This window comes from uncultured Imperialibacter sp. (assembly GCF_963974565.1).
Lineage (GTDB): Bacteria > Bacteroidota > Bacteroidia > Cytophagales > Cyclobacteriaceae > Imperialibacter > Imperialibacter roseus.
This window is the reverse complement of the sequence record NZ_CAXBCJ010000018.1, coordinates 77,074-101,993: the sequence shown is the minus strand read 5'-3', so window position 1 is coordinate 101,993 and position 24,920 is coordinate 77,074. Positions and strand designations below refer to the sequence as shown.

General features: G+C 46.4%; 18 protein-coding genes. 9 read left to right on the top strand and 9 right to left on the bottom strand.

Going from position 1 to position 24,920, the window contains the following annotated elements; all coding sequences use genetic code 11:
- Positions 1–106 precede the first annotated feature (106 nt).
- Complete coding sequence (locus AAC052_RS21395) at positions 107–1,888, top strand: glycoside hydrolase family 15 protein (protein WP_317491370.1); 1,782 nt, start codon at positions 107–109, stop codon at positions 1,886–1,888.
- Here AAC052_RS21395 and AAC052_RS21390 read toward each other — a convergent pair.
- The 3 genes from AAC052_RS21390 to AAC052_RS21380 form a co-directional block, all read right to left on the bottom strand.
- Positions 1,885–4,065, bottom strand: coding sequence for a bifunctional alpha,alpha-trehalose-phosphate synthase (UDP-forming)/trehalose-phosphatase (locus AAC052_RS21390; RefSeq protein ID WP_339815434.1), 2,181 nt, complete (start codon positions 4,063–4,065; stop codon positions 1,885–1,887). The genes AAC052_RS21395 and AAC052_RS21390 overlap by 4 nt on opposite strands.
- A gap of 146 nt (positions 4,066–4,211) precedes the next feature.
- On the bottom strand, positions 4,212–5,018 hold the full coding sequence (locus tag AAC052_RS21385) for a 3'-5' exonuclease (RefSeq protein WP_317491372.1): 807 nt from the start codon (positions 5,016–5,018) through the stop codon (positions 4,212–4,214).
- A 3-nt stretch (positions 5,019–5,021) separates the two neighbouring features.
- Positions 5,022–6,395 (bottom strand): Mur ligase family protein, encoded by a 1,374-nt coding sequence (locus tag AAC052_RS21380; RefSeq protein ID WP_339815433.1) that lies wholly within the window; start codon positions 6,393–6,395, stop codon positions 5,022–5,024.
- A gap of 236 nt (positions 6,396–6,631) precedes the next feature.
- Here AAC052_RS21380 and dnaB point away from each other — a divergent pair, with 236 nt between their 5' ends.
- The gene (dnaB, locus tag AAC052_RS21375) at positions 6,632–8,194 is read left to right on the top strand and encodes a replicative DNA helicase (protein WP_317491374.1); all 1,563 of its coding nucleotides are present in this window, start codon (positions 6,632–6,634) and stop codon (positions 8,192–8,194) included.
- Positions 8,195–8,205: 11 nt separating this feature from the next.
- The gene (locus AAC052_RS21370) at positions 8,206–9,204 is read left to right on the top strand and encodes a zinc-binding dehydrogenase (protein WP_317491375.1); all 999 of its coding nucleotides are present in this window, start codon (positions 8,206–8,208) and stop codon (positions 9,202–9,204) included.
- Between the two features lies 1 nt (position 9,205).
- On the opposite strand, the gene AAC052_RS21365 is transcribed toward AAC052_RS21370, so the two are convergent.
- Positions 9,206–9,532 carry a tetratricopeptide repeat protein gene (locus tag AAC052_RS21365; RefSeq protein ID WP_317491376.1) on the bottom strand — a complete coding sequence of 109 codons (327 nt, stop codon included), beginning with the start codon at positions 9,530–9,532 and terminating at the stop codon, positions 9,206–9,208.
- A gap of 189 nt (positions 9,533–9,721) precedes the next feature.
- On the opposite strand from AAC052_RS21365, the gene AAC052_RS21360 reads away from it, so the two are divergent.
- The 5 genes from AAC052_RS21360 to AAC052_RS21340 all read left to right on the top strand — a co-directional run bounded on the left by AAC052_RS21360 (position 9,722) and on the right by AAC052_RS21340 (position 14,349).
- The gene (locus AAC052_RS21360) at positions 9,722–10,459 is read left to right on the top strand and encodes an electron transfer flavoprotein subunit beta/FixA family protein (protein ID WP_339815431.1); all 738 of its coding nucleotides are present in this window, start codon (positions 9,722–9,724) and stop codon (positions 10,457–10,459) included.
- Positions 10,460–10,488: 29 nt separating this feature from the next.
- Positions 10,489–11,436 (top strand): electron transfer flavoprotein subunit alpha/FixB family protein, encoded by a 948-nt coding sequence (locus AAC052_RS21355; RefSeq protein WP_339815430.1) that lies wholly within the window; start codon positions 10,489–10,491, stop codon positions 11,434–11,436.
- A 6-nt stretch (positions 11,437–11,442) separates the two neighbouring features.
- Positions 11,443–12,045, top strand: coding sequence for a bifunctional nuclease domain-containing protein (locus tag AAC052_RS21350; protein ID WP_317491379.1), 603 nt, complete (start codon positions 11,443–11,445; stop codon positions 12,043–12,045).
- Between the two features lie 85 nt (positions 12,046–12,130).
- Positions 12,131–13,420 (top strand): nucleoside transporter C-terminal domain-containing protein, encoded by a 1,290-nt coding sequence (locus AAC052_RS21345; RefSeq protein ID WP_317491380.1) that lies wholly within the window; start codon positions 12,131–12,133, stop codon positions 13,418–13,420.
- Positions 13,421–13,509: 89 nt separating this feature from the next.
- A complete protein-coding gene (locus AAC052_RS21340; RefSeq protein ID WP_339815429.1) occupies positions 13,510–14,349 on the top strand; it encodes a phosphoribosyltransferase family protein in 840 nt (279 codons plus the stop codon).
- On the opposite strand, the gene AAC052_RS21335 is transcribed toward AAC052_RS21340, so the two are convergent.
- Together AAC052_RS21335 and pckA are read right to left on the bottom strand one after the other, a co-directional pair.
- Positions 14,335–15,003, bottom strand: a complete 669-nt coding sequence (locus AAC052_RS21335) for a peptidoglycan DD-metalloendopeptidase family protein (RefSeq protein WP_339815427.1) — start codon at positions 15,001–15,003, stop codon at positions 14,335–14,337. The two genes, AAC052_RS21340 and AAC052_RS21335, sit on opposite strands and share 15 nt — an antisense overlap.
- A 49-nt stretch (positions 15,004–15,052) precedes the next feature.
- Positions 15,053–16,624, bottom strand: a complete 1,572-nt coding sequence (gene pckA / locus AAC052_RS21330) for a phosphoenolpyruvate carboxykinase (ATP) (protein WP_339815466.1) — start codon at positions 16,622–16,624, stop codon at positions 15,053–15,055.
- A 254-nt stretch (positions 16,625–16,878) separates the two neighbouring features.
- On the opposite strand from pckA, the gene AAC052_RS21325 reads away from it, so the two are divergent.
- Positions 16,879–18,414 (top strand): peptide MFS transporter, encoded by a 1,536-nt coding sequence (locus AAC052_RS21325; RefSeq protein WP_339815426.1) that lies wholly within the window; start codon positions 16,879–16,881, stop codon positions 18,412–18,414.
- Here the strand turns inward: AAC052_RS21325 and AAC052_RS21320 are convergent.
- The 3 genes from AAC052_RS21320 to AAC052_RS21310 form a co-directional block, all read right to left on the bottom strand.
- On the bottom strand, positions 18,411–21,419 hold the full coding sequence (locus AAC052_RS21320) for a CHAT domain-containing protein (RefSeq protein ID WP_339815425.1): 3,009 nt from the start codon (positions 21,417–21,419) through the stop codon (positions 18,411–18,413). The two genes, AAC052_RS21325 and AAC052_RS21320, sit on opposite strands and share 4 nt — an antisense overlap.
- Before the next feature lie 131 nt (positions 21,420–21,550).
- Positions 21,551–22,456, bottom strand: a complete 906-nt coding sequence (locus tag AAC052_RS21315) for a DUF4249 domain-containing protein (protein WP_339815424.1) — start codon at positions 22,454–22,456, stop codon at positions 21,551–21,553.
- A 3-nt stretch (positions 22,457–22,459) separates the two neighbouring features.
- Positions 22,460–24,814 carry a TonB-dependent receptor gene (locus AAC052_RS21310; protein WP_339815423.1) on the bottom strand — a complete coding sequence of 785 codons (2,355 nt, stop codon included), beginning with the start codon at positions 24,812–24,814 and terminating at the stop codon, positions 22,460–22,462.
- Between the last annotated feature and the right edge of the window lie 106 nt (positions 24,815–24,920).

The following is a 24,920-nucleotide window of genomic DNA, read 5'->3' as shown; positions in this document are numbered from 1 at the left end:
CGATAAAAGTGAAATTAGGTCATTCACCTACTCTTTGCAATCAAGGCTTGTATCTTTAGTCAAAAAGCCCCTTTTTAAGAATTCATTTAAAAGACCGTTAATTGAAATGAACAGACATACGTATGATTTTGGAGTGATTGGAAATTGCGCATTCACAGCTCACATCCACAAAAACACTAACATAGTTTGGATGTGCTGGCCAAGATTTGACTCCAGCTTCATTTTTGGCAGTCTGATTGACGAAGAAAAGGGCGGGGAGTTTTCGGTCATTCCATGTGAGCCAAATGCGTCGTTTAATCAGTATTATATTGAGAATACCAATGTCCTTTGCACGGAAGTGGAAGCCGCTGATGGTAAGTTTTTGGTGACTGACTTTGCGCCCCGGTTTTACCAGAACGACAGGTATTACAAGCCGCTGATGATGGTCAGAAAAATCGAGCCGATTCAGGGTAACCCGAGAGTAAAGGTGGAGTGTGAGCCCAGAGGCGACTACGGAAAAATAGTGCCGGAACAGAGCCAGGGGAGTAACCACATCAGGTTTCTGGGTTTGGATGGGCATGTTCGGCTTACGACAAACATCCCCCTCACTTATGTGATGGAAGATGAGGCTTTTGTGCTGAACGAAACTAAATATTTGGTATTTACATCAGGGCCACCACTTGAGGCACCATTGGTAGCTACGGTTGAGGCGTTTTTGAGCCGAACTGTCAACTATTGGAGGACTTGGGTGAAGTCCACTTCCATTTATGAATTTCACCAGTCTCAGGTAATCAGGTCGATGCTCGCCTTGAAGATACATCAGTATGAAGATACGGGCGCTATTGTGGCGGCTACTACCACAAGCCTTCCCGAAGCACCCGGTACTGGCAGAAACTGGGACTACAGATTTTGCTGGATGCGTGATACCTATTATACCCTGACTGCCTTCAATAGCATTGGTCACTTTGAGGAGCTGGAGAAATACTTCCAGTATATTCTCAACACCAGTGCTACGCATAAAGGCAGGCTTCAACCGCTTTATGGTATTAGTGAGAGCTCAAATGTGATTGAGGAAATTTTGCCGCTTAAGGGTTATATGGGGAATGGGCCGGTGAGAACAGGCAACGACGCTTATACGCATATTCAAAACGATGTTTACGGGCAAGTATTGGTCTCATTGCTGCCGCTGTACACAGACCGCCGGTTTATCGGAAAGGAACGATCTGATTCATTGAAGCTTGTTTACCAAGCCCTTGAAATGATCGAAAACACTATGGAAGAGCCAGATGCGGGTCTTTGGGAGTTTCGTAACCTGGCTCAGAAGCATTGCTACACTTACCTGTTTCACTGGGCCGGAAGCGCCGCTGCAGTAAAAATTGCCGAGCACAATGGCGATCCGGTAATGGGGGCAAAGGCCCAAAAGCTTATGGAAAAATCGGCAAGGAAAATTGAAGAATGTTACGTGCCGGCAAAGAAAGGATACGCCCAGGCGATTGGTGTTGAGAGAATGGATGCCAGCACCCTGCAGCTAATCATGATGAATTATTTTCAGGGAGATATGAAGCGGGCTAACGACCATTTGGTAGCCCTGGAGAAAGAATTAAAAGGCAAGGGGGGCTTATTTTACCGATACAAGCATGTCGACGACTTTGGCACTCCTGAGACCACCTTCCTCATCTGTGCTTTCTGGTATGTGGAAGCTTTGGCCTGCGTAGGCCGACTGGATGAGGCTATCAAAACATTTGAAAACACGATAGGCTATGCGAACCACGTTGGTTTGCTGAGCGAAGATGTGTCAGAAACCGATGGAAGCATGTGGGGTAATTTCCCACAGGCCTATAGCCATGTGGGGCTTCTGAACGCCGCTAACAGGATAGGCAGAAAGCTGGATCGCCCCAGCTTTCTCTAGGTAATGTCGCCGAGCTGTTTTAAAAGCTTGCGTACGTCTTCAACAGACGGAATATTGAATTTGGCAGCTGAATAGGTGCTGCCTACTTTTATGGAGTATGCCTTGTCGGGCATGCTCTTGAAGGTGTCCTCGTCGGTCCAGTCGTCGCCCACGGCCAGCACAAAATCACTTGGGAATTTTTCCAGCCAAAGGGTTGCAGCCCGGCCTTTGTTGATTTCTGAGTTTTTTACTTCTACTACCTTGTTGCCTTCGAGTACATTCAAGGGCATGTTGGCAGTGATGTACTTCAGGTGGCTTGTCAGCTCACGTGTTCTTAACTCACCCAGGCCTGTCTCTACCTTTCTGTAGTGCCAAACCAGCGAAAATTCCTTCTCTTCAACAAACGACCCCGGTGTCCTGTTTACATATCCCTCCATCACTTCCATGATGTTTCTTTTCCAGGAAGCATCCATGGTAGCGATAGTTTCCCATTCGGAGCCGATTTCTCTCAGCCATGCGCCATGCTCTGTAATGAAGTCGACGGGATATCGGCCCAACCAACCTTCTAATGTTTGCCTGTCACGGCCACTGATGATGACTACCCGATTCTTTTTGTTAGCCGTTAGCGACTTGACAATAGTGTGAAGTTCGGCGTCAGGGACAGCGTGCTGAGGGTTGTCGGAAAAACCGGTCAGCGTGCCATCGTAGTCCAGGAAGATAAGCCTGGTGGTGGCTTTTTTGTAGTCTTTTAGTAATTTCTGAGAGGTTTCCTTATCGACAAGTTTCGTTTCGAGGCTTTGCTGCTCTGCTTTCACCAGCCCAAGCCGGTCGAAAAACAGATTCACCCAATGATGAATGTTGTACCGCTTAAGCGACTCTTGCATGCTGGTCATCCGGGTGATTTGCTCGGCCTCAGGCATGGTTAGTGCCTGGTGGATAGCTTCCACTTGCTCCTCCATGTCGTTGGGGTTGATGAGGATGGAATCGGAGAGCTCTTTTGATGCGCCAGCCATTTCGCTCAGGATAAGGACGCCTTTTTTGTCGAGCTTGCTGGCGATGAACTCTTTGCAAACCAGGTTCATGCCATCTCTCATCGGGGTTACTAAAGCAACGTGAGCCATTCTGTAGAAAGCCGACAAAGAGGAGAGCTCGAAAGATCTATAAAAGTAATGAATAGGTGTCCAGGCAAGTCTGCTGAATTTTCCATTGATTCGGCCAACCAAAAGGTCAATTTCCTCTTTTAGTTGCTTATACATTTCCACCTGGTCTCTGGAAGGCACCACGATCATGACCACAGATACTTTGTCACGCCATTCGGGGTATCGCTCGAGAAACATTTCAAAGGCCCGAAGCCTTTGTGGGATTCCTTTAGAGTAATCGAGTCTATCGATGGAAAGTACAAGTTTTACATCTCCGAGGGAGGCCCTGAACTTCACTTCTTTCGTCAGTGTGTCGGGATGGGAGGCCTCGCTGGCGTATTTGTCGTAGTCAATACCCATGGGCAGTGCATCGGCCATCACTATTCTGTTGTTAACAGTCATCTTGCCATTTGAATTACCAAAGCCCGCCAGCCTGTTTACCGACGACAGGAAATGCCGCATGTCGTCATAGGTATGAAAACCGAGAAAATCCGAGCCCAGCATGCCAAGCAGTAACTCCCGACGCCACGGCAATAGCCTGAACGACTCGAAAGACGGGAAGGGGATATGGAGAAAGAAGCCAATACTTATGCGTGGGAACATTTCACGAACCATTTGAGGCACCAGCAGCAGCTGATAGTCGTGGATCCAGATGGTGTCGTTGGGTGACGCAATTTTGGCTATTTCCTTGGCAAACTTTCTATTAACCTTTTGGTAGGCCTTCCACAGACCAGTATTATAGACGGCGAACTGATTGAAATAGTGAAAATTGGGCCACAGGGTTTCATTGCTAAAGCCCTCATAAAATTCCTCAATCTCGGTTTGAGTGAGAAACACGGGTGCCATGTTGTCTTTCTTGAGCTGGGCTGTGATTTTGGCCTTATCTGACTCTTTCTTTATTGGTTGCCCAGGCCACCCCAGCCAAATATTGTTTCCCTTCTTATAGATAGAGCCCAGACCAGTTGCCAGGCCTCCTTCGCTTGGTCTTGTTTTAAATTCGTTCTTTTCAACTTTGATTTTGACCGGAAGGCGGTTAGAAACAATGATGGTTTTTGGCATACTTAGAGGCTGCTTATTTTGTAGATCACTAATATACAAAGAAAGGCAACGCCAAAAGAGTAAAGCTTTCTAAAACTCAATTTTTGACTGTATTATTAGCAAAATAGCAATTATTGCTCTCTTCGTTAAGAAATAACTAATCGAAGCTACTTTTTGTTGAATCCACGAAGTTTTATTTCGGTAAGTCTTTTCTTTGTGTCCATTGGGAAATCTCCTCTCATCATCCAGTCGTAGTAGGAGGGCTCCTGACTGAAAATGTCTTCAACGCCTTTGCCTTTGTGCTTTCCAAAGTTAAACACCTCAGTGCCCGCATCGTTCCTGACAATTCTGCCTGCCAGGTCGACCATGTTGCTCGCTGTGATTTCGTGCAGGGCTGCCACGTCGTTGGCTACTTTTCCCAGATGCTCTCCACGAGTGCTGACTACTTCCTGCCCCTCGTACCTTTCTACCTGTGCCAAAAGTACTTCCAGAGTGGCCATGGTGTCGGCTTCAGCGCTGTGTGCGCCAAGTAGTTCCTTTCCGCAGTAGAACTTATAAGCTGCTGCCAATGTCCTCTTTTCCATCAGGTGAAAAATTTTCTGAGCATCGACGAGCTTCTTTTTACTTGGGTCAAAGTCGACATCTACTCTAAGGAACTCTTCCACAAGCAACGGTACGTCGAACTGCAAAATGTTAAAACCGGCAAGGTCGCATCCTTCAAGAAAGGCAGCGTACGACTTGGCGACTTCCTTAAATGTGGGGGCGTCTTTTACGTCGTCATCATAAATGCCATGGATAAGGCTGCTTTCAAGCGGAATGGGCATCTGCGGATTGATCCTCTGTGTTTTCGTAACTCTTTCCCCGGAAGGAAGTAGTTTCACAATGGAAATTTCTACAATCCTGTCGTTTGAAATATTGATCCCGGTTGTTTCCAGGTCAAAAAACGCCAGGGGGTTCTTAAGTTTGAGTGTCATTTACTAGGGTTGAGTAAGTTCATTGGCGAAGGCTTTCACATCGGTTCCTTCAAAATTGCCTGAACTCATAAAAAGAAAATTTGTATTAGCACCTTTCGACTCTTCGAGAAGTGTCTTCAGTTGATTGATGTTAGTTACGAATGTGAGGTCATTTCTGTTGAACGATTTGCGCAAAAAAGTCTCATCAATTTCGGAAATGCCCCGGGCTTCAAGGACGTGCGGATTGATGAACACCACAGCTTTGTCGGCTGCATTAAGCGTGTTTTTATAGGTAGGGATAAAGCCCTTGTTGAGACTGCTGAACGTATGCAACTCAACGGTGGCCACCAGTTTCCGGTTGGGGTATATCTTTTTTACCGCTTTAACGGTAGCATCTACTTTGGACGGAGCATGTGCGAAGTCGTAAAAAACTACCGTAGAATTGCTCTCAGCGACTTTATTAAGCCTTTTTTCGGCGCCAGTGAACGTGACCATCGCTTCATAAAAGGTGTCCTTCGGAATGCTGAGCAGTTTGACCAAAGACAAAGCAGCCTGCATGTTGCTCATGTTGTGGTCACCAAATATTTTGAGTTCCAGCTCTTTGCCCCCGTAGTTAACCACTGTTTTGCCATTGACGACAGAATGAGGATGCGTGCCATAGGCTACTCGCTTTACATCGGTTCGTTCCTTGCCTGCAATGACTACGGCCAGGTCATCCATTTCATTATATATAAGTGTGCCGGCTTTTGGGGTGGCGTCGGCGAATTTATCAAACTGCTTAACGTAGTCGTCGAAAGTGGGGAATACGTTCATGTGATCCCATGCCAAACCTGTAATGATACCAATGTGATGGTCGTATCTTAAAAACTTTGGAGTTGGATCAAGAGGGCTGGCGAGGTATTCGTCGCCTTCTATAATGATGATGGGAGCGTTACTTAGTCTGATGGTGCGTTCAAAACCCGGCACATGAGCACCCACCACGTAGTCGAAAGGCTTTTTGGCATGCTGAAGCACGTGCATGATCATCGCTGTAACGGTGGTTTTTCCATGACTGCCCGCTACCACTATTCGTTGTTTTGCCCGGCTTTGCTCCAGTATGAAATCAGGGTAGGAGTAGATCTTTATTCCCAGCTCCTGAGCCCTGGCTAGCTCCGGGTTGTCTTTTTTGGCATGCATGCCCACTACCACTGCATCCAGCTCTTTTGTTATCCTGCTGGCATCCCACCCAAAAGTCGCTGGCAGCAAACCATGTTTTTCTAAATTAGCTCTTGAGGGGTTGTAAATTTCATCGTCCGAACCGCTTACTGCGAGTCCTCTATCTTTAAGTTCTATAGCGAGGTTGTGCATGACGGCACCACCGATTGAAATAAAATGTATCCTGTGAAGTTCAGCGCTCATGTATCAATTTTAACAAAACCAAAAATAGAACAATTAGGGCTGTCAGCAAATATTACTTTGCCCAAAAAGGACTTCCTTAATTAAATTGGATGTACAGACAATGATATGACCCTTGAGAGTGTTAATAAGTTGTTATTAAGATAGGGATAACTTGAGCTCGTTCAGGTTCAATAAAAGCGGGTTAATTTATAGGTTTGTCAACCTTAATTTTCACCTGAGAAAAACCAAAATAGTTGATGGATAGTTTACCAATTTCCCGGTCGCAACCGGCCGGAAAAAGAAGAGTTTCAGTCAATGAATTGTCGGCGCAACTCGGCAAACTACCACCACAGGCTATAGATTTGGAAGAGGCAGTTTTGGGAGCTTTGATGCTTGAAAGAGACGCCCTTACCAATGTAGTAGACATTCTTAAGCCGGAAAGCTTTTATAAAGAAGGGAACCAGGAGATATACAGAGCCATTCTGATGCTCTTCAACGACTCTCAGCCGGTCGACCTGCTCACCGTTACGTCCCAGCTCCGAAAAAACGGGAAGCTTGAAATGGCTGGTGGGGCTTATTACGTCACCGAGCTCACAACCAAGGTCAATTCCGCAGCCAATATTGAGACGCACGCCAGGATCATTACTGAGCAAAGCATCAAGCGTGACCTGATACAGATTTCGTCAGAGGTGCAGAGAGATGCTTATGACGAAACTGTAGACGTATTTGAATTGCTGGATAAGACAGAGCAGCACCTTTTTGAGATATCGGAGTCGCATATTCGAAAGAACTTCGAAGGGATGGACAACCTGATGCACAGGGCCATTTTGGAATTGGAAGCCAAGAAGCACCACAAGGACGGACTCACAGGCGTGCCAAGTGGCTTCACGGCCCTCGACAGGATGACGTCTGGATGGCAACCCTCCGACCTCGTTATTCTTGCAGCTAGGCCAGGTATGGGTAAAACTGCATTTGTAGTCTCAGCCATGCGGAATGCAGCCGTCGACTTCCAAAAACCAGTGGCCATATTTTCTCTTGAAATGTCGTCGATTCAGCTGGTCAATCGTCTCATTTCTGCTGAAGCGGAGCTTCCCAGCGAAAAGATCAAAAAGGGTTCTCTTGAAGAATTTGAATGGGCACAGCTGATTCACAAAACGGATGGATTGGGCAAGGCTCCAATTTTCATAGATGACACTCCCGCATTGAGTATCATGGAGTTGCGTGCCAAGGCAAGGAGACTGAAAGCCAAGCACGATATTCAAATGATTATCATCGATTATCTTCAGCTCATGAAAGGAGACACCTCTAAAGGGGGCTCTGGCAACCGTGAACAGGAGATTGCTTCTATTTCCAGGGCGTTGAAAGGTATTGCCAAAGAATTGAATGTGCCGGTTATTGCACTGTCACAGCTTAGCCGGGCCGTGGAAACCAGGGGAGGGGACAAGCGCCCAATGCTTTCCGACTTGCGTGAATCTGGTTCGATAGAACAAGATGCGGATATGGTAATTTTCCTCTATCGCCCCGAATATTATGGCATTACGCAAGATGAAAATGGCATGCCTACCCAAAACGTGGGTGAGGTAATCATAGCCAAGCACAGAAATGGATCGCTGGATACTGTGCAACTCAAATTCATCGGCAAGTTTACCAAATTTGCTGACCTAGAAGACAATAGTGGATTTGGTTTACCGCCTTCTGGTAACTTCCGTCCGTTGCCACCTGACCCATCCAGCACTATTACTTTGCAAAGCAGGGCTAATTCTCCTGATGGAGATTCCGAAAATGATCATACATTTGAGGATAATTCACCCCCATTCTAGATATTGACTGTATGAAGGCACTTAAACTAGTCAACGAAACAGCCGACCATGTTAAATTGGTCGATATGCCTGAGCCAACACCCGGAAAAGGAGAGGTCTTGATAAAAATGCAAGCAGCTGCCCTGAATCATAGGGATCAGTGGTGCCGGGAGGGAAAATACCCCAATATCAAATTTGACGTGGTGCTGGGCTCCGATGGTTGCGGGGTGGTTGAGCAGCTAGGCTCTGATACTGACGAAACCTGGAAAGGCAAGTCGGTGATTATTAACCCCAATATCAACTGGGGAAGCAATCCTGAGGTGCAATCTGCTAAGTATCGGATTCTTGGAATGCCGGACAATGGCACGCTGGCGGAATATGTGGTGGTGCCCGTTGATCGGTTGACTGAAAAACCAACGCATTTAACCCCCGAGCAGGCCGCAGCGCTGCCTTTGTGTGGGCTAACGGCCTATCGGGCGCTTTTTACCCGTGGTAAGCTAAAGAGAGGCCAAAATGTGCTGGTGACCGGCGCAGGCGGTGGAGTGGCTGTTTATGCCCTGATGTTTGCGAAATTGGCAGGTGCCAATGTGTACGTTACTTCCGGCAGCAAGAGCAAAATTACGCAGGCAGTAGCCTTGGGTGCAGTGGAGGGCTTTGATTACAATAACGAAAAATGGGCGCAAACATCATTGAAATCGTCCGGAGGATTTGACCTGATTGTGGATAGCACTGGTGGACAAATGATCAACCAATATCTGAGAATACTAAAGCACGGAGGCAGGGTGGTTATTTATGGCGCTAGCTCGGGAATCCCCAAGACACTTGATGTGTTCAGGATTTTCTGGAACCAGCTAACGATTCAAGGCTCCACCATGGGCAATGATCAGGAGTTCGAGCAAATGGTGGATTATGTGAACAGAACTCAAATGCTTCCTGTGATAGATTCTGTTCGCCCGTTTTCCGATATAGTGACTGCCTTTGACAAAATGAAGCAAAGGAAGCAATTTGGAAAGCTGGTTGTTAAGTTCTGATTTACAGGCCTTCTTCGATTTGAAAGTTTATGTAGGCATTTTGCAACTCTGCCAGTGCTTTGGTTTCCTTTTGAGTCTTGGCCAAATTGATGCCACTTTCGAAAGTTTGGGATGCCTTTTCTGTGAGCCCCATTTCCCAAAACAAGTGGGCCGCCTGATAATAAGTAGCTAAATAGTCAGGGTGAGTCTCCAAAAGCTGATCAAAATATTCTTTGGCTTTCACTGGAGAATCAGTTCTATATTCTGTGGCGAGGGCATATAACAAAAAAGGGTCTTGCGGTGTTTCTTTAAGGAAAATTAACAGTTTTTCTATCCTTTCGTTACCCATGTTTGCTCGTTTTTATTTTTACCCCAATTGGTTAACTTCACGACGAAATTAGTGTTTATACAATTAAGCAACATCAACTCATTTAAGGAATTGGCAAGCCTCTCATTTTATGTCAGAAAATGGCAGATCGCTGGCGAATTTCAAAACACTGGCAAGGCACTAGCCGAAGCCTGAATAATAAAATCAGATATGAAGATATTAGTCTGCATTACCCACGTACCCGATACCACTTCAAAGATTGCTTTCACAGACGGCAACACCAAGTTTGACAGCAACGGAGTTCAGTATATCATTGGCCCCTACGATGACTATGCTTTGGCAAGGGCGGTTGAACTGAAAGAGCAAACAGGGGGTACTATCACTGTTTTGAACGTAGGCACAGTTGAGACAGAACCTACGCTTCGCAAAGCACTGGCAATTGGTGCAGACGACGCCATCAGGGTGAACGTGGCTCCGGCCGATTCTTTTTTTGTTGCGGCCCAAATTGCTGAAGTTGCTAAAGCTGAGAGTTTTGACCTGATTCTCATGGGAAGAGAGTCTATTGATTTTAATGGCGGCATGGTACATGGGATGGTGGGCGAGCTGCTGGGCATTCCCTCGATATCACCGGTAATGAAGCTGGATGTGGAGGGGAGCAAGGTGAAAATGACCCGTGAAATTGAAGGCGGAAAGGAGTTGCTTGAGGCTGAGCTGCCTTTAGTAGCCGGATGTCAGGAGCCTATTGCTGAGTGGAAGATCCCGAACATGAGAGGAATCATGTCGGCCCGCACCAAACCACTCAAAGTAGTTGAGCCATCAGCCGTTGAGGGCCTCACAGTAACCGAAAACTACGAGCTGCCACCAGCAAAAGGACAGGTGAAGATGATCGACAAGGACAACATAGGGGAGCTTGTCAGGCTTTTGAAAGAAGAAGCAAAAGTGATTTAATTGTTTATTAACCCGAAAAGAAATTAGATATGGCAATATTAGTTTTTGCAGAAACTGCCGATAAAAAGATAAAGAAATCCTCGCTTGAGGCTGTGAGCTATGCTGCCGCTATGGGTGGAGACGTCGTCGCTGTGGTTTTGGGCCAGGTGGAAGGGGGCGAGCTCGAGAAAATCGGAACAAGCGGCGGCACCAAAGTGCTTCATGCCGACGATGCCAAATTGAACGAAGGCGTGATTCAAGCCTACGCAAGTGTGCTGGCTGAGGCTGCAGGCAAAGCTGGTGCCGATACTGTTGTATTAGCTAAATCGTCGCTGGGTGATGCAGTAGCCGCCAGGCTGTCGGTGAAGATGGGAGCTGGCCTGGTTTCCAATGTGGTAGCACTCCCTCAGGGCAATAAGGTGAAAAGAAGCATCTATACAGGCAAAGCCTTTGCTAACGTTGAGCTAAAGAGCGGTAAAAAAATCATTGCTATCAAGAAGAATGCTGTCCCGTTAAAAACCGACGGTGGTGCGGCCGCAGTAGAAAAATTCACTCCTTCTCTTAGTGATGCTGACTTCAAAGCGAAAATTACTTCACAGGAAAAGGCCAAAGGCAAGGTACTTTTGCCAGAGGCTGACATTGTAGTGTCAGGCGGACGGGGCTTGAAAGGCCCTGAAAACTGGGGAATGGTCGAAGAGCTGGCCGATGCCCTGGGTGCAGCTACAGGATGTAGCAAACCGGTGTCGGACATGGACTGGAGGCCTCATCATGAGCACGTAGGACAAACGGGTGTGAAAGTAAGCCCATCTTTGTATATTGCTATAGGCATTTCAGGCGCTATTCAACATCTTGCAGGAGTTAATTCGTCAAAGTATATTGTGGTGATCAATAAAGATCCAGAGGCTCCCTTTTTCAAAGCAGCTGATTACGGTGTAGCTGCCGATGCATTTGAGGTAGTTCCAAAACTAACTGAAGCTATTAAAGCGTTAAACAACTGATTTTTTGTGGATAAATTAAAGCTGGAAATTTTAGGTCTTTCTTCAAGCCAGTCACAATCTGGCTCTTTTGCGCTTGTTTTAGGTGAGGTTGGTGGAAACAGAAGGCTGCCCATTATCATTGGCATGTTTGAAGCTCAGGCAATTGCCATAGAAATAGAGAAAATAGTACCCAATAGGCCAATGACGCATGACTTGTTCAAGTCTTTTGCGCACAATTTCAATTTCACCATCAAAGAAATAATCATTTCTGACCTCAAGGAAGGCGTTTTCTTCGGGAAAATAGTTTGCTCCGATGGCTTCAGAGAAGTGGAAATCGATGCCAGGCCGTCGGATGCGATTGCTATTGGCCTGCGTTTTGGCGTGGAGATTTTCACTTATGAAGCGATACTGGCAGAGGCTGGTATAGTGCTGGGCGAAGAAGATGAGGACGAAAGTGATGAGGCACCCAAGGCTAAGGCATCGGCTTCCAAGGCTAACCCTAAGGGGTTCATGGATAAACTGAAAGACTTCTCCATGGACAAGCTTCAGGAATTACTGACAGAAATGCTTGGTAAGGAAGACTATGAAAAGGCTGCGAAGATCAGGGATGAGATGAACAAGAGAAATTGATTATTATTCAAAATATTGGCATAGCGGTCACCCAATAAATGGGTGACTTTTTTATTTTTGGCAGGTTTGCCATAACAACTACTGAATGGATTATCTGAGAGGCCTGATTGGAATTCTACTAATTGCCGCATTTGCTTTCCTTTTTTCTAATAATCGAAAAGCCATCGACTGGAAACTTGTGGGGATTGGCATCTCCCTCCAGATTGTGTTTGGCTTACTGATCACCAAAGTGGCCTGGGTAGCTCACTTGTTCAATGGCGTTAGTGGTGCTTTCGTTACCTTCTTAAGCTTCTCCGACGACGGCGCTCGCTTTCTTTTTGGCGACCTGGCTGGCGACACCTTCGGTGTCATATTTGCCTTTAAAGTGCTGCCCACCATTATCTTCTTTTCCACTGTTTCAGCTGGTCTTTATTACCTTGGTATCTTGCAAAAGATTGTATTTGGGATCGCCTGGATCATGTCACGAACGATGAGACTGTCTGGTTCTGAGGCACTTTCAGCGGCTGGCAACATTTTCCTCGGGCAAACCGAAGCCCCGCTGCTAGTGCGTCCATTTGTGCCAAAAATGACAAAGTCGGAGCTGATGTGCCTGATGACGGGAGGCATGGCCACCATAGCAGGAGGAGTGCTGGCAGGTTACGTAGCCTTTCTAGGCGGGAATGACCCGGTGATGCAAACCAAATTTGCGGCGTATTTGCTTAGCGCTTCTATTATGAACGCCCCAGCCGCCATTGTTATTTCTAAAATCATAATTCCCGAGGTTGAACCAGAGAAAATTGACAGAAAGCTGAAGGTGAACCAGGAGTCTCTGGGAGTCAACCTGATTGATGCACTGTCGAATGGAGCTTCAGAAGGGCTAAAGCTCGCTTTGAATGTTGGCGGAATGCTGCTGGCATTCATTGCTGTGATAGCAGCCATCAATTATTTTCTATCTAATGTGGTGGGTGATATTACCGGGCTGAATGCCGTGATTTCTTCCAGCACCGACGGTCGCTTTACCGGGTTTTCGCTGGAATATATCCTTGGGCAGGTCTTTAGGATTTTTGCCTTTGTAATGGGAGTAGACTGGAGCGAGACGCTGGCAGTAGGGAGTTTACTTGGGCAAAAAACAGTCATCAACGAATTCGTAGCCTACCTTGGTTTATCGGAAATGAAAACTGCCGGTTTGCTTTCCTCAAAAGCAATTGTCATTTCCACCTATGCGCTCTGCGGCTTTTCTAACTTTTCAAGTATTGCTATCCAGGTGGGGGGCATTGGCGGCATGGCACCCAACCAGCAAGGGAATCTATCAAAATTAGGGATGAGAGCACTTCTTGCGGCCACACTGGCTTGCATGATGACCGGCACTATAGCAGGCGCCCTGGTGGTTTATTAATTCGTAAAACTTATTTCATATTAAGGGCTGTCGGCTGATCGAAATTTTCCTGTACTTCACGGAAAATTCAACAATCACCGTTCGTCGAAATGACCGTGAACAGTTTTTCGCTTTATCAGCTTTCACCAACATCTCTCGGTTATTTTGACCAGGATGGATGTTTGTTCGATGCCTGCAGGTATAGCCAATTTAAATATGGCTGCCATGTGAGTGCCCGGATTTATGCTGACCAAATCGCTGAAAGGCTTCTGCGTGATTATGGGCATTGGCAAAATGAGCAGGTGATTGTGTGTGCCTCGGCTTACAAAGTTGCGCCAACGGCGGCAGAAGCAATTGCTCAGTTGGTTTATGAGTCGCTTCAAGGCTATTTTCCTTTGCTTCAAAAAGCCAAGGTGCGAAGAGAAACTGTGTTTGCTAATGACTATGGGTCGATGCCGACGGCTGACAGGTTTTCACTCATGGATAGAAATATTCTTACCATAGATGATCGCCTATTCAGACATAAAAAGTTGATTTTGGTGGACGACCTTCGGGTAACAGGCGCCCATGAAAGAAAGTTGACAGATACAATATCCGGAGTGGTAGACGAAGTAGTTTTTGCATATGTGGGTTTCCTGCAAGGCGACTTCCTGCCATCGGTGGAGTTTGATATTAACAACACCGCAATTACTTCAGTGAATGATATTCTTAGAATTATTGAAAAGGGCCTCTTTCACGTCAATGCCCGGGTTTGCAAATATGTGCTGTCTTACCAAAACCTGGGTGAACTAAGAAGTTTTCTTCTTAACATACCGCCAGCGGTTCTGTCTCGCCTGGATGAGTGTATCTGCGGCGATGGCTACCATGTGATGCCAGAATATGAAACAAATTATCTTCTGCTAAGAGAGGTGTTGGAAGGCAAGCCCGCCTTGCTTTCATTGGCAGTTTAACACGAGGTTCGGGTCGGGACAAATTTTCTCAAAGAGAGCTCTGTCCGATACAGCGGCAACCCCTGGAAAGTCTCCAACCTTCCCCATCAAGTCAGTGATCAGTTGAAAGTGGAGGTGCGGTGGCCAGTTGCCATTTTCCTCGTTGTCGCCAAGCGTGGCGAACGCCGATCCCCGCTGGATTTGATCCCCGATTGACAAGCCGACCAACGAAGACCGGCTCAAATGGCCATAGAGTGTAAAGAATGTATGGCCATCCAGAAGGTGCTTCACAATGATGGTAGGCCCGTAATTGGCGAAGCCAGCATTGTCAGCAAAGCTCTCCACAACACCATGCAGCGGGCAATAAAGAGCAGTGCCAGCCGGTGCCCAAAGGTCAATGCCCAAATGAAGACTTCTGGGCTCACCTTGCCCGTCGAAATGTTTACTTCTCCTGTAGATTTCCCGGTGCTCCATATATCCACCCCAACCGATTTTTCCTTCCAACTGCAGTTCCATCCACGCCGTGAAGGCGGCAGTGTCATTAACATTGACAGCCATCAGTTCCTCGTTGTACTTCGACATGTCCACCTTTTTCAGGTTGGAGGTGTCGTGCAGGCCTTTCATTACTTCATGAAAGCTGGACTGATGTTTTGAGAGAGTTTCGTTGAGTTGCATAAAAAAGCCCTTTTGATTTCAAAAGGGCCTTAAATTACATTTTTTAACTTTAACCATCGTTAGGTTTGGGAGCACCTTCAAGGATTTCCTTGTTGGCAAAGCGTTCATATTTTTCAAAATTTTTAACAAATGCCCGGGCCAGTTCATTGGCTTTTTTGTAATAAGCTTCGTCGTTGTTCCATGTTTGCCTTGGGCTAAGCACGTGATAGGGCACACCAGCGCATTCCAAAGGAATGAGGGTGCCAAAAATACTGTGTGGCTTGTAAGCCACGTGTTCGAGATTACCTTCAAGTGCCGCCGAGATCATTGCCCTCGTGTACTTTAGCTTCATGCGTTCGCCAACGCCGTAGGGGCCACCTGTCCATCCTGTGTTTACCAGCCAAATATTGACCTGGTGCTTATCCATTTTCTCTCCGAGCATTTCTGCGTAGGTTGTTGGGTGCAATGGCATGAAAGGGGCACCAAAACATGCCGAAAATACCATTTGCGGTTCGGTGACGTCCGCCTCAGTGCCGGCAACTTTTGCCGTATAGCCTGAGATGAAATGATACATGGCCTGACCCTTTGTTAGCTTCGAAATAGGAGGCAACACACCGAAAGCATCCGCTGTTAAGAAAAATATGTTTTTAGGAATGCCTCCAATAGAAGGCGAGACAGCACTTTTTATGTGACTAATAGGATAGGCTGTCCGGGTGTTTTGTGTGACTGTTTTGTCTGTGTAGTCAACTTCGTGCGTTCCGGGAAAAAACCTGGTATTCTCCACAATGGCACCAAAGGAGATCGCATCCCATATCTCCGGCTCTTCGTCTCTGGTTAAATTAATGACTTTTGCATAGCATCCGCCTTCAAAATTAAAGACCGTCTTGCCTGTCCAGCCGTGTTCGTCATCACCAATCAGCATCCTTTCCGGATCAGCTGACAGCGTGGTTTTGCCTGTTCCGGACAAGCCGAAGAAAATGGCTGTGTCACCTTCCTTACCTATGTTGGCACTACAGTGCATCGACAGCACTTGGTGGTCGTGTGGAAGCAGGTAATTCAAAACTGAGAAAACCCCTTTTTTCATTTCCCCTGCGTAGCCTGTACCTCCTATAAGGATCACTTTTTTGCTCATATTGAGGATGGCGAAGTTTTCCTGCCTGACACCATCAGTCTTGGGGTCAGCTTTGAATTCCGGGATACAAATGATAGTAAAATTGGGAGCAAAGTCTTTGAGCTCATCCTTTGTTGGCCGAAGGAACATGTTGTGGCAGAACAGGTTCTGCCAGGCCAGCGTATTGATAACTCGCAGGTTCAGTTGGTAGTTTTTATCGGCCCCCGCATAGGCGTCTCTTATGTAAACTTTCTTTCCCTCAAGAAAGGCGACCATCTTAAAAAATAGCTTCTCGAAATAGGCTTCTGAGATAGGGATGTTAATGTCTCCCCACCAGACGGTGTTCTCCGTTTTTTCGTCTTTCACAATAAACCTATCCTTCGGCGACCTTCCCGTGAATTGGCCTGTGTCACACATAAACGCCCCGGTGCTTGTGAGGTGGCCTTCCTGATTCGATAGTGCTTCTTCAATCAGCTCCGCCGGGCCGAGGTTCCATTTTACTTCTTTCGCCTTTCGTTGGAGTGTTTCCATCGGAGACCCGGAATGTGGCTCCCATGTAAAAACTTCAGGGGCTTTTGAGATTACATCTTGCATAAGGAATTTTTGGGTTATATGTTGTATTCAATGTAACTAGCTATTCAGTCAAAAGTGTTGACGATTGTCATCTCTGCAGCAGATTATTTGCAGGTTTTGTATGTCGGCAATATTTTCATTACTTGCGTTAATTTTACCCACCGAAAACGATTGCAATTTAGGTTTTTTACCTCGAGAAAAAGAAGAAGCATATGTCAAATAATGATTCTGCGAGTACCGCCACACCACAAATGTTTGGCCACCCCAAAGGCTTGTTCTATCTGTTTTTTGCCGAGCTATGGGAGCGTTTCAGCTTCTATGGTATGCGGGCGTTGCTGACGCTTTACATGGTTAATAAACTATTCGAGGCGTTTGCAGATAGAGACACCCGTTCGATTATTATTTATGCATCCTACGGAAGCCTGGTTTATGCAAGTACTGTGCTTGGCGGTAGGGTGTCGGACGCTCTTTTAGGTAACCGAAAGTCGATCATTCTTGGCGGTGTGATGATGTCAATCGGTCATTTCGTTTTGGCTATCGACAACCAGGCAACTTTCTTTGCTGGTCTCGCTCTGATCATCATCGGCACGGGATATTTCAAGTCAAATATCTCCACTTTTGTGGGCACACTTTACGAAAAGAATGACCCCAGACAGGACGGCGGTTTTACCATCTTCTACATGGGGATTAATATCGGAGCCTTCACAGCGCCCCTGCTTTGTGCGTGGCTTGCGAGTTCTTATGGCTGGCACTATGGTTTTGGTGCGGCAGGCGTGGGAATGGTGCTAGGCCTTGTTACGTTTGTTTATGGCTCCCGAAGTGGTGTGTTTGGAGATAAAGGCTATCCCTTGCAGCCAGAAAAGTTGGAAAAAAAGTGGGCGGGGTTGAAAGTTGGTGTTTGGGTGCCGCTCTTGTCATTTGCGGCTGTTCCCGTGATCACACTCATGATCTCCGATTACACTGTTTATACAATCGGGAGCATCTTTGAAGGTTCAATAGTAAGGCTCTTCTTTTATGTTTTATTGATAGTGATCATCGGGTACCTGGTTTGGGTAAGCGTTAAGCTCCCCAGGGAGGAATGGCAGAAGCTGGTCGTGGCCGTTTTTCTTACGATGTTTATGTCTTTCTTTTGGGGTTTTCACGAATTGTCGGGTAGTATTATTACGTTGTTTGCTGCCAGAAATGTGAACCTGGTGGGGATGGATGCAGCCGGCACCAACTCCCTGAACCCTTTCTTTATCGTAGTGTTTTCTATGGTGATGCCGGTTGTATGGATGTGGCTTTCGAAAAAAGGAAAGAATCCAAGAACACCCTATAAATTTGCCATGGGGCTTGCCCAGTTGGGTGTCGGTTTTTTCATTATCAGCTTGAGCAAGAGCTTTGCGGATGATAATGGCTTCGTTCCCTTTATCTTCCTTGTTGTCATGTACCTGTTCATTTCCACTGGCGAACTCTTTATGTCGCCCGTGGGGCTTTCAAAAATTACGAGCCTCTCACCTCTAAAGATCAAGTCGTTTATGATGGGTGTTTGGTTTATGTCATCCGCTTTTGCCTTCCAGATCGGCGGAATGGTGGGAGAGTACCTTGCCATCGAATCGAACCAGGCGGCCGACCAGGTCGGAGGCTGGGACACGCTTGATGTGTACCTCAACGGCTTCGAAAAGATCGCCTATGTGTCATTTGGCTTCGCCCTGCTGGTGGTAGTGCTGAGTCCGTGGCTGAAGAAATGGATGAAGGAAGTTCACTAATGATTAACTTGTCGCTTAGCATTGTCTTCAGCTTCTAGTTTATCAATGTATTTTTCCCTCTCTGAAGAAATAACCACGAGAAGAGGAATGATCAAGAAAAAAAGAAGTACCCATATAAGGTAAGCATTGTCCTTTTCGGTAGTTACCTGCACTGGCTCTCCGTACGAAATGAGCTCAGCCCAGTTGTGGGGATGGGCAGAAAGCTTATCTGAGGTAGACAGGTATTCGAGTTTAGCATCACGAAGCGCTTTAAGCGTATTGTTTCCCAAAGACAGCTTTCTGAAAAAGCTGCCTACGATATTTTTACTATGCTCGTCATGCGCTTCCCAGAGCCCCAGAACCACTGCTCCACTGCCAGCAGAAAGAAAGGCCCTCACCATGCTGATCACAGCCTCACCGTGTGGGATCAACCCCATGCCTGTTTCAGTGGAAGTTAGTACGATGACATTGCCTGGCAGATCAAGATTGTAGATCTCATGGCTATACAAATTTCGCTCGATGTTGGTAGTTTTGCCCGGGTTGAATATCAGCTTTGGGTAGTCGATGGCATCACCATGAATCAAAAGGTAGAGAATTTCGAACCGGGGTGCCATTCTGATAAAGGCATCTTTTGTTGCCTGCTCTCCTCTGAAGGTCAAGCCTTCAAAATACAGCCTTGAGTTCTTGATCTCCTGCATGATATAGGCAGAAGCGGTATCACTGCTGCTAAACCGGCTTTTTAATGCAAAAGAAGTCAACTGTGAATTGTGCTTTGGCAATACAGGAGGGTGATCAAGAAGCATCTCAGCGGAGGTGATGTAGGAGATGGTGGCAGATTTGATGAGATAAGGCAAGCTATTGTAGCCGGTAGGATTGGACGGTACTTCTGTTATAAGTGTCTCAAACGGAATCAATTTGATAAGCCCGTCGGGTGCTATAACGATGGTTTTTTCACTTGGTAGGTTCGGCAGTAGCGGCTCCAGAACATCGTTGTAAAGAATGCTTGAGCTTTCTATGAAATCAATCATTTCATCCTGGGAAAATTCAGCCGGTGTTGCCCAGAAATGAGATAAGAACCGGTGTATTTTACCTTCAAACTCAGCGTTTACTTCGTTTTCGATGAACATCCTCGATGAGTCACTCACGCTGAGACCATATACATGACGATTTCCATAGAAATATTCGATCAGGTGAATATTGGAATGATTATGGAAATCCATGAAGGTGACGTCGTCAAAGAGCGAATACTCTGTGCTGCTGGTTTTCATATAATTCTGCGCCTTCACTCTCCAGGTCACCATTTTGTCAAAGCTCTCAATCAACAGGTTCTCTCTGGCTAACCTTTCATCGTCGTTGATGGCCAGCTCCAGCTCATCGATACGGTGCAATATTTCTTTGTTCAAAACGTCGAAAGTTGACTCCAATGAATCGGGAAGCCCTACTTTGTTAAGAAACATGGCCTCTGCAGCTTCTTTTCTAATGCGCATCAGCTTGTCATTTTCTATAAGCTGTAGCGCTTTTACCCAATAAGCTTTGTCGCTCGTTTGCTGATAGAGGTGATGCGAGGCGCCAAGCGCATATTCGGTAAGTAGATGAAAATTGGTTATTCTGTCTGGTATTACCTGTTCCTCCGGAAGACCATAGGAAGTGTTATATCTGGTGTATTCCAATGTAGCTTCCAGCATGCTCAAACCAGTTGCTAGTCTTTCTGTTGAAACATCCCCCGCACTAACGATGGCAATGGCAATTTTTTCCATAGCAGCCATTGCTCGTGGCAGTAAATGGGCAACGATTTGCTTTTCCCTCACTTTGTTAAGCAGGTTGTCAATGGTCAGGCCCGTATCAATTGTTTTCAAACTTTGAGTGTAGAATCGGAAAGCTGAGTCTGGCAAGTTTGCTGCGAAAAAGTAGTCGGCCCTCGCTATAAGGGCCTTGAAAATTTCAGGGCTTGCAGGAGCCGAATTTGCTTTTTGGTATTTGAGGTAGGCCGAACTAAGCTTGTTGGCCTGTACCAGATTGCCTTGTTTGAGGTAGAGAGTGGCGAGCCTGTATTGGGTGTCCGGATTGGCGTTGATGTCGTCTGATGACGTTAGCGAGCTTAGGCGCTCTTCTACCAAAATTGCCGAGTCGAATGAGTGTGTAGCTTCATAAGCCATCGACAACGCAGGGTAGTAGTAAGTCTTGTTGAAGGTCTGGTCTTTGGGATTGTAGGTGTTGCGGAGGTAAATGGCCCTGGTTAGATGTTTGATGGCATCTTCCGGCTCGTTCAATTCAATATAGAGCGTTGCCATCAGGAAGTTCAGGTTGGCAATAAAATCATAGTGAACCGACTCTTCCAGAGAGTCCATGATGTGAAGTGCCTCCTGACTGTAGTCAATAGCTTTTTCTTTTTCATTCAATTCATTCGCTGTTTGCGCCATGGCAAAGCTCGTACGAGCCTCGATGATAGGCATGTTAACTTTACCTTCTTCCGATAGGGAGACGGCTTTGTTGTAGTAGTAGACAGCTGCTAAATCGTTGTTGACTGTGTTTCTGTAAAAATTGCCAAGCTCAACCCAGCTGAGGAATTTGAGCTTGTTGTCGTTTATCTCTTCTGCCAAAAATGCCGCATTTCTAAAGCTGTGTAGCGCAGAGTCTTTTTGGTTGGAGTCGCTGTAATACCTTCCCCAAAAGAGTAAATTTTCGCTTCTAAGGTTTTTATATTCCGTATTGGAGGGAAGTTGCGCCCTGGCTTCTCTTAACCTGTCTCTGCTTTTAGTCTTTAAATCGAGTTCCCTATACAAGTCTGCACTTTCATTAAGTGCTCTTAGCCGGTTCGTGTGGCTGCTGCTAAAATCTGTCAACACAAACTCCCAATATTCCAGCGCCAGTTCAAACTGATTCATCTGCTTCAGCGAATCTGCTTTCAGCATCTGAATTTCTATTTCAGTTAGCACTTTGGTGGTGTCTTTTTTGGGGTCGTTGGCAGCCTCTGCCTGAAAGCAGGTAAATGCTATTGCGATGAGGGTGATCAGCTTGGCTTTCATAAGAAGAATTCAGGTAGAAAGGTAGCCAGAATAGCGAAGGCGAGCAAATAAGACCACCTCTAAATCAGGTATTGCAGCAAGCAGGGATTTTCCCCTGGGTGGATACTGAATAAGTGCCGTTTCGAGCCAGACTATTCTGCTTTGCGAACTGTAACGGTGCTTGTGGTCTGTTGATAGGCACCAAAGATGCCGTAGCCATTCTTGACATTATTGTAGACAGGCACTGGTTCGGCAAATGGGTCTCCGTCCAATGATCGCTGAAGGTTGGCGGTTTGCTTGTACTTAAACATAGAGTAGGATATCTCCCGCAGGGCAACCAAAACTTCGACTTCATCAACTGCCTCATTCCAAAACGGGTAGATATAGGTGTTGAAATTGATTTTAACTGTTTTGCCGTCTACAACATCGTCGGAAAAAGTCCAGAATCGATCCGAGTAATATTGCTCAACCGTAAAGATTCCGTCTTCGCTATCAATAGGGTATTGAACCATTACAGTATCAACGACAACATACTCTCCGGTATCTTCGTCTCGCTCATAATACAATTCTGGCCCATACAAGCCGATTTCATAGTAATTCTCGCCTTTTGGGTCGTCGAATTCAATCGTCATGCTGTATTGCTGCTGGTTATACTCGTCATTAGCGTTTTTGGCGAATATTACTTTGTTGAGCTTCACATTTTGGCTGGGAACGACGTCTGTGGCAGTTACAGTCTTGTAGTTGGTTTTCGATGCTTCAATAGTGTATGTGTGCCCTTTTACAGGCTTCAATGTGCCCTGGTAGCCATCTTCGCTATTCTGCACGAGGGTTTCCACAAGGACCTCACCGTCATAGATATTGACTGTTGCTTCCGGTATTATCGAAAACTGATTGTTGCTCAGGATGTTTTGACTGGCAGTAAGTTGCACGTGAAATGTGCTGTCGGGGTTGATCGTGCTATGAACTGTGATAGAAGGTGGCTTAAGAGGAATGTCTACATCAACCACAACTTCACACGATATTGCACAAACCGCAAGTAGGACGATTAAATATCTCATAGTTTAGAATTCAAAGTTGTAACGAACAGACGGGATAATTGGGAATAAGCTGTACTGCTTAAATTTTTTGTTGCCACTTCTATCGTACCCAATGTCCATAAAGAACGGGTTCGACCGACTATATGCATTGTATGCGCCAAAGGACCAGGTTTGCTGCCCCCACTTCTTTTTCTTTGTCTTGCTCACACTCACATCGAGGCGGTGGTAAGCCCGCATTCGATAATTATTCCGTGATGGGTAATAAAGGAGCTCATCATAAAAATAATAGGTTGGACGACCTGGCCCGCCGTTGAATTGACCCTGACCGGCGTACCTTTCTTCGGGCAAGCTCACTGCATTGCCCGTGCCGTACACCCAGGTTGCGCTCAGCTCAAAATCGTCCCGAAGTTTATAGATGCCCACAAGGCTCACATCATGGCGTCTGTCGTATTTATAAGGATAGGTTTTACCGAAATTCAAATCGGGGAAGGTTCTCTCAGTTCTTGAAAGCGTGTAACCTATCCACCCGGAGAACCTCCCTGTCTTTTTCTGGATGAGCAGCTCTGTGCCATAACTCACTCCGTTGCCTGTTGATACTTTGTCTTGCCAGTCTTTCTGAGGGTCGAGGTAGCTGGCGCCTTCGCTGTACTCGATCAGGTTGGTCATGTCCTTGTAATAAGCCTCAATGCTCACTTCGTAGGTTTTGGTGATGTTCTTGGCTACACCAATGGCCACCTGAGAAGAGTATTGAGGCTTGATGTTTTTGGTGGCAGGTACCCATAAGTCGGTAGGGAGGCCTATGCTGCTGTTGGTGAGCAAGTGAATGAACTGCGCCATGGTGGCATAAGAAGCTTTGATGGCCAGCCCGCTGTCGAACAGGTAACGGGCGTTGATCCTGGGTTGCACTTTTTGGTACCAAATATTATTGACATTGAAGGCTGAAAAGTGAACTCCAGCATTGACTCTGATCGCTTTCGAAATAGTCCAGTCATCTTCAAAATAGGTGGCAAGTTCCAGTCCTCTGGTTTTGCTGGAGCCAAGGGTGGTGTCCGCATCGTTCGAGGCAGTGTAGGCCAGAATACCGGGATTGAAGGTGTGATGGATGGCGCTGGCCCCTGCTCTTAGCTGATGGTCGATATGGGGGGTAAACTCAAAGTCTGTTTTAAGTGCCAGGTCGTGAATACCTGAGAAACACCGGGTGGCACCGCTGTCCTCGGTTGTTTCGGTAGGGGTGGTTGTTTTGTTGTAATATTCCTGAAAAATGTCGAACTGATACTTGCTATAGGTAGCTGTTACGTTGCTGAAGATCTTGGGAGTGAAAACGTGGTTCCACCTGAAGGCGGAAGTGATATTGCCCCATTTGAGGCCAAACTCATCTTTGTAGTCGTATCTGGTATTATCTGATATATAAAAATCTTTGCTTCTGGCATAGGCCTTGTCGTCGCCTGTGTAGGTGCTGAGGTAAATCCTGTCCCGGTCGGAGAAGGTGTAATTGACCTTGGCGTTGAGATCATAAAAAAAATAACCAGCCGTTTCTCCCCCGTCCGTAGTCGCCTTGATCAGGGGCCTCGCCAGAATGTCGATATAAGTTCGGCGGGCCGAAACGATAAACGACGATTTTTCCTTTTTCAGCGGGCCTTCCAGTGTAAGCTTTGACGAAATAAGGCCGATAGAACCGGTGCCTTTCAATTTTTGGTTGTTGCCCTCTTTCATGGAGATGTCAATTACTGAAGACAACCTGCCTCCATAGCGGGCAGGGAAGCCGCCCTTGATAACCTCCACATTATTGATAGCGTCCGCATTAAAAACAGAGAAGAAGCCGAACAGGTGAGAGGCATTGTAAACCGGCACGCCATCAAGAAGGATGAGGTTTTGATCAGGCCCGCCACCACGCACATACAAACCACTGCTACCTTCTGAACCTGATTGAATGCCTGGCATAAGCTGCAAAGCTTTGAAAATGTCGACCTCGCCAGCCAGGGCAGGGAGCGATTTGATCTGGTCTACGGGAATGCCGATTCTACTCATTTGTGGCATATCGACGAGGTCTTCTTCGGCCGTCACCACTATCTCATCGAGCATGCTTTGTGGTATCAGCCGGATGGAAAGCTCCACATTGCCATTAAGATTGATGAGTGTATCTATGGGTAAATAGCCGACATATGAAAAAACCAGGTGAACCTCTGAGTAGGATAGGGGCAGCGTGTAATAACCAAAATGATTCGTAGTGGTGCCTTTCAAAGTGCTTTTATCAAACACATTGGCACCGATAAGGCTTTCACCTGTTTCACGATCCCGTACGTAACCTGAAATGGTGTTCGATTGAGCAAGGGTGATAGTTGTAACACATAAAAGGTTAAAAAGTAGCAGGTATCTCATGGTAAAAAAGTAGGTTGACGTTAGGTAACGTTGAAAAATGACACAAATTATACCAGATAAGTTGTGAAAACCTATGTCGTTGACGTTTTGGTCAGCGGAAAAAAAG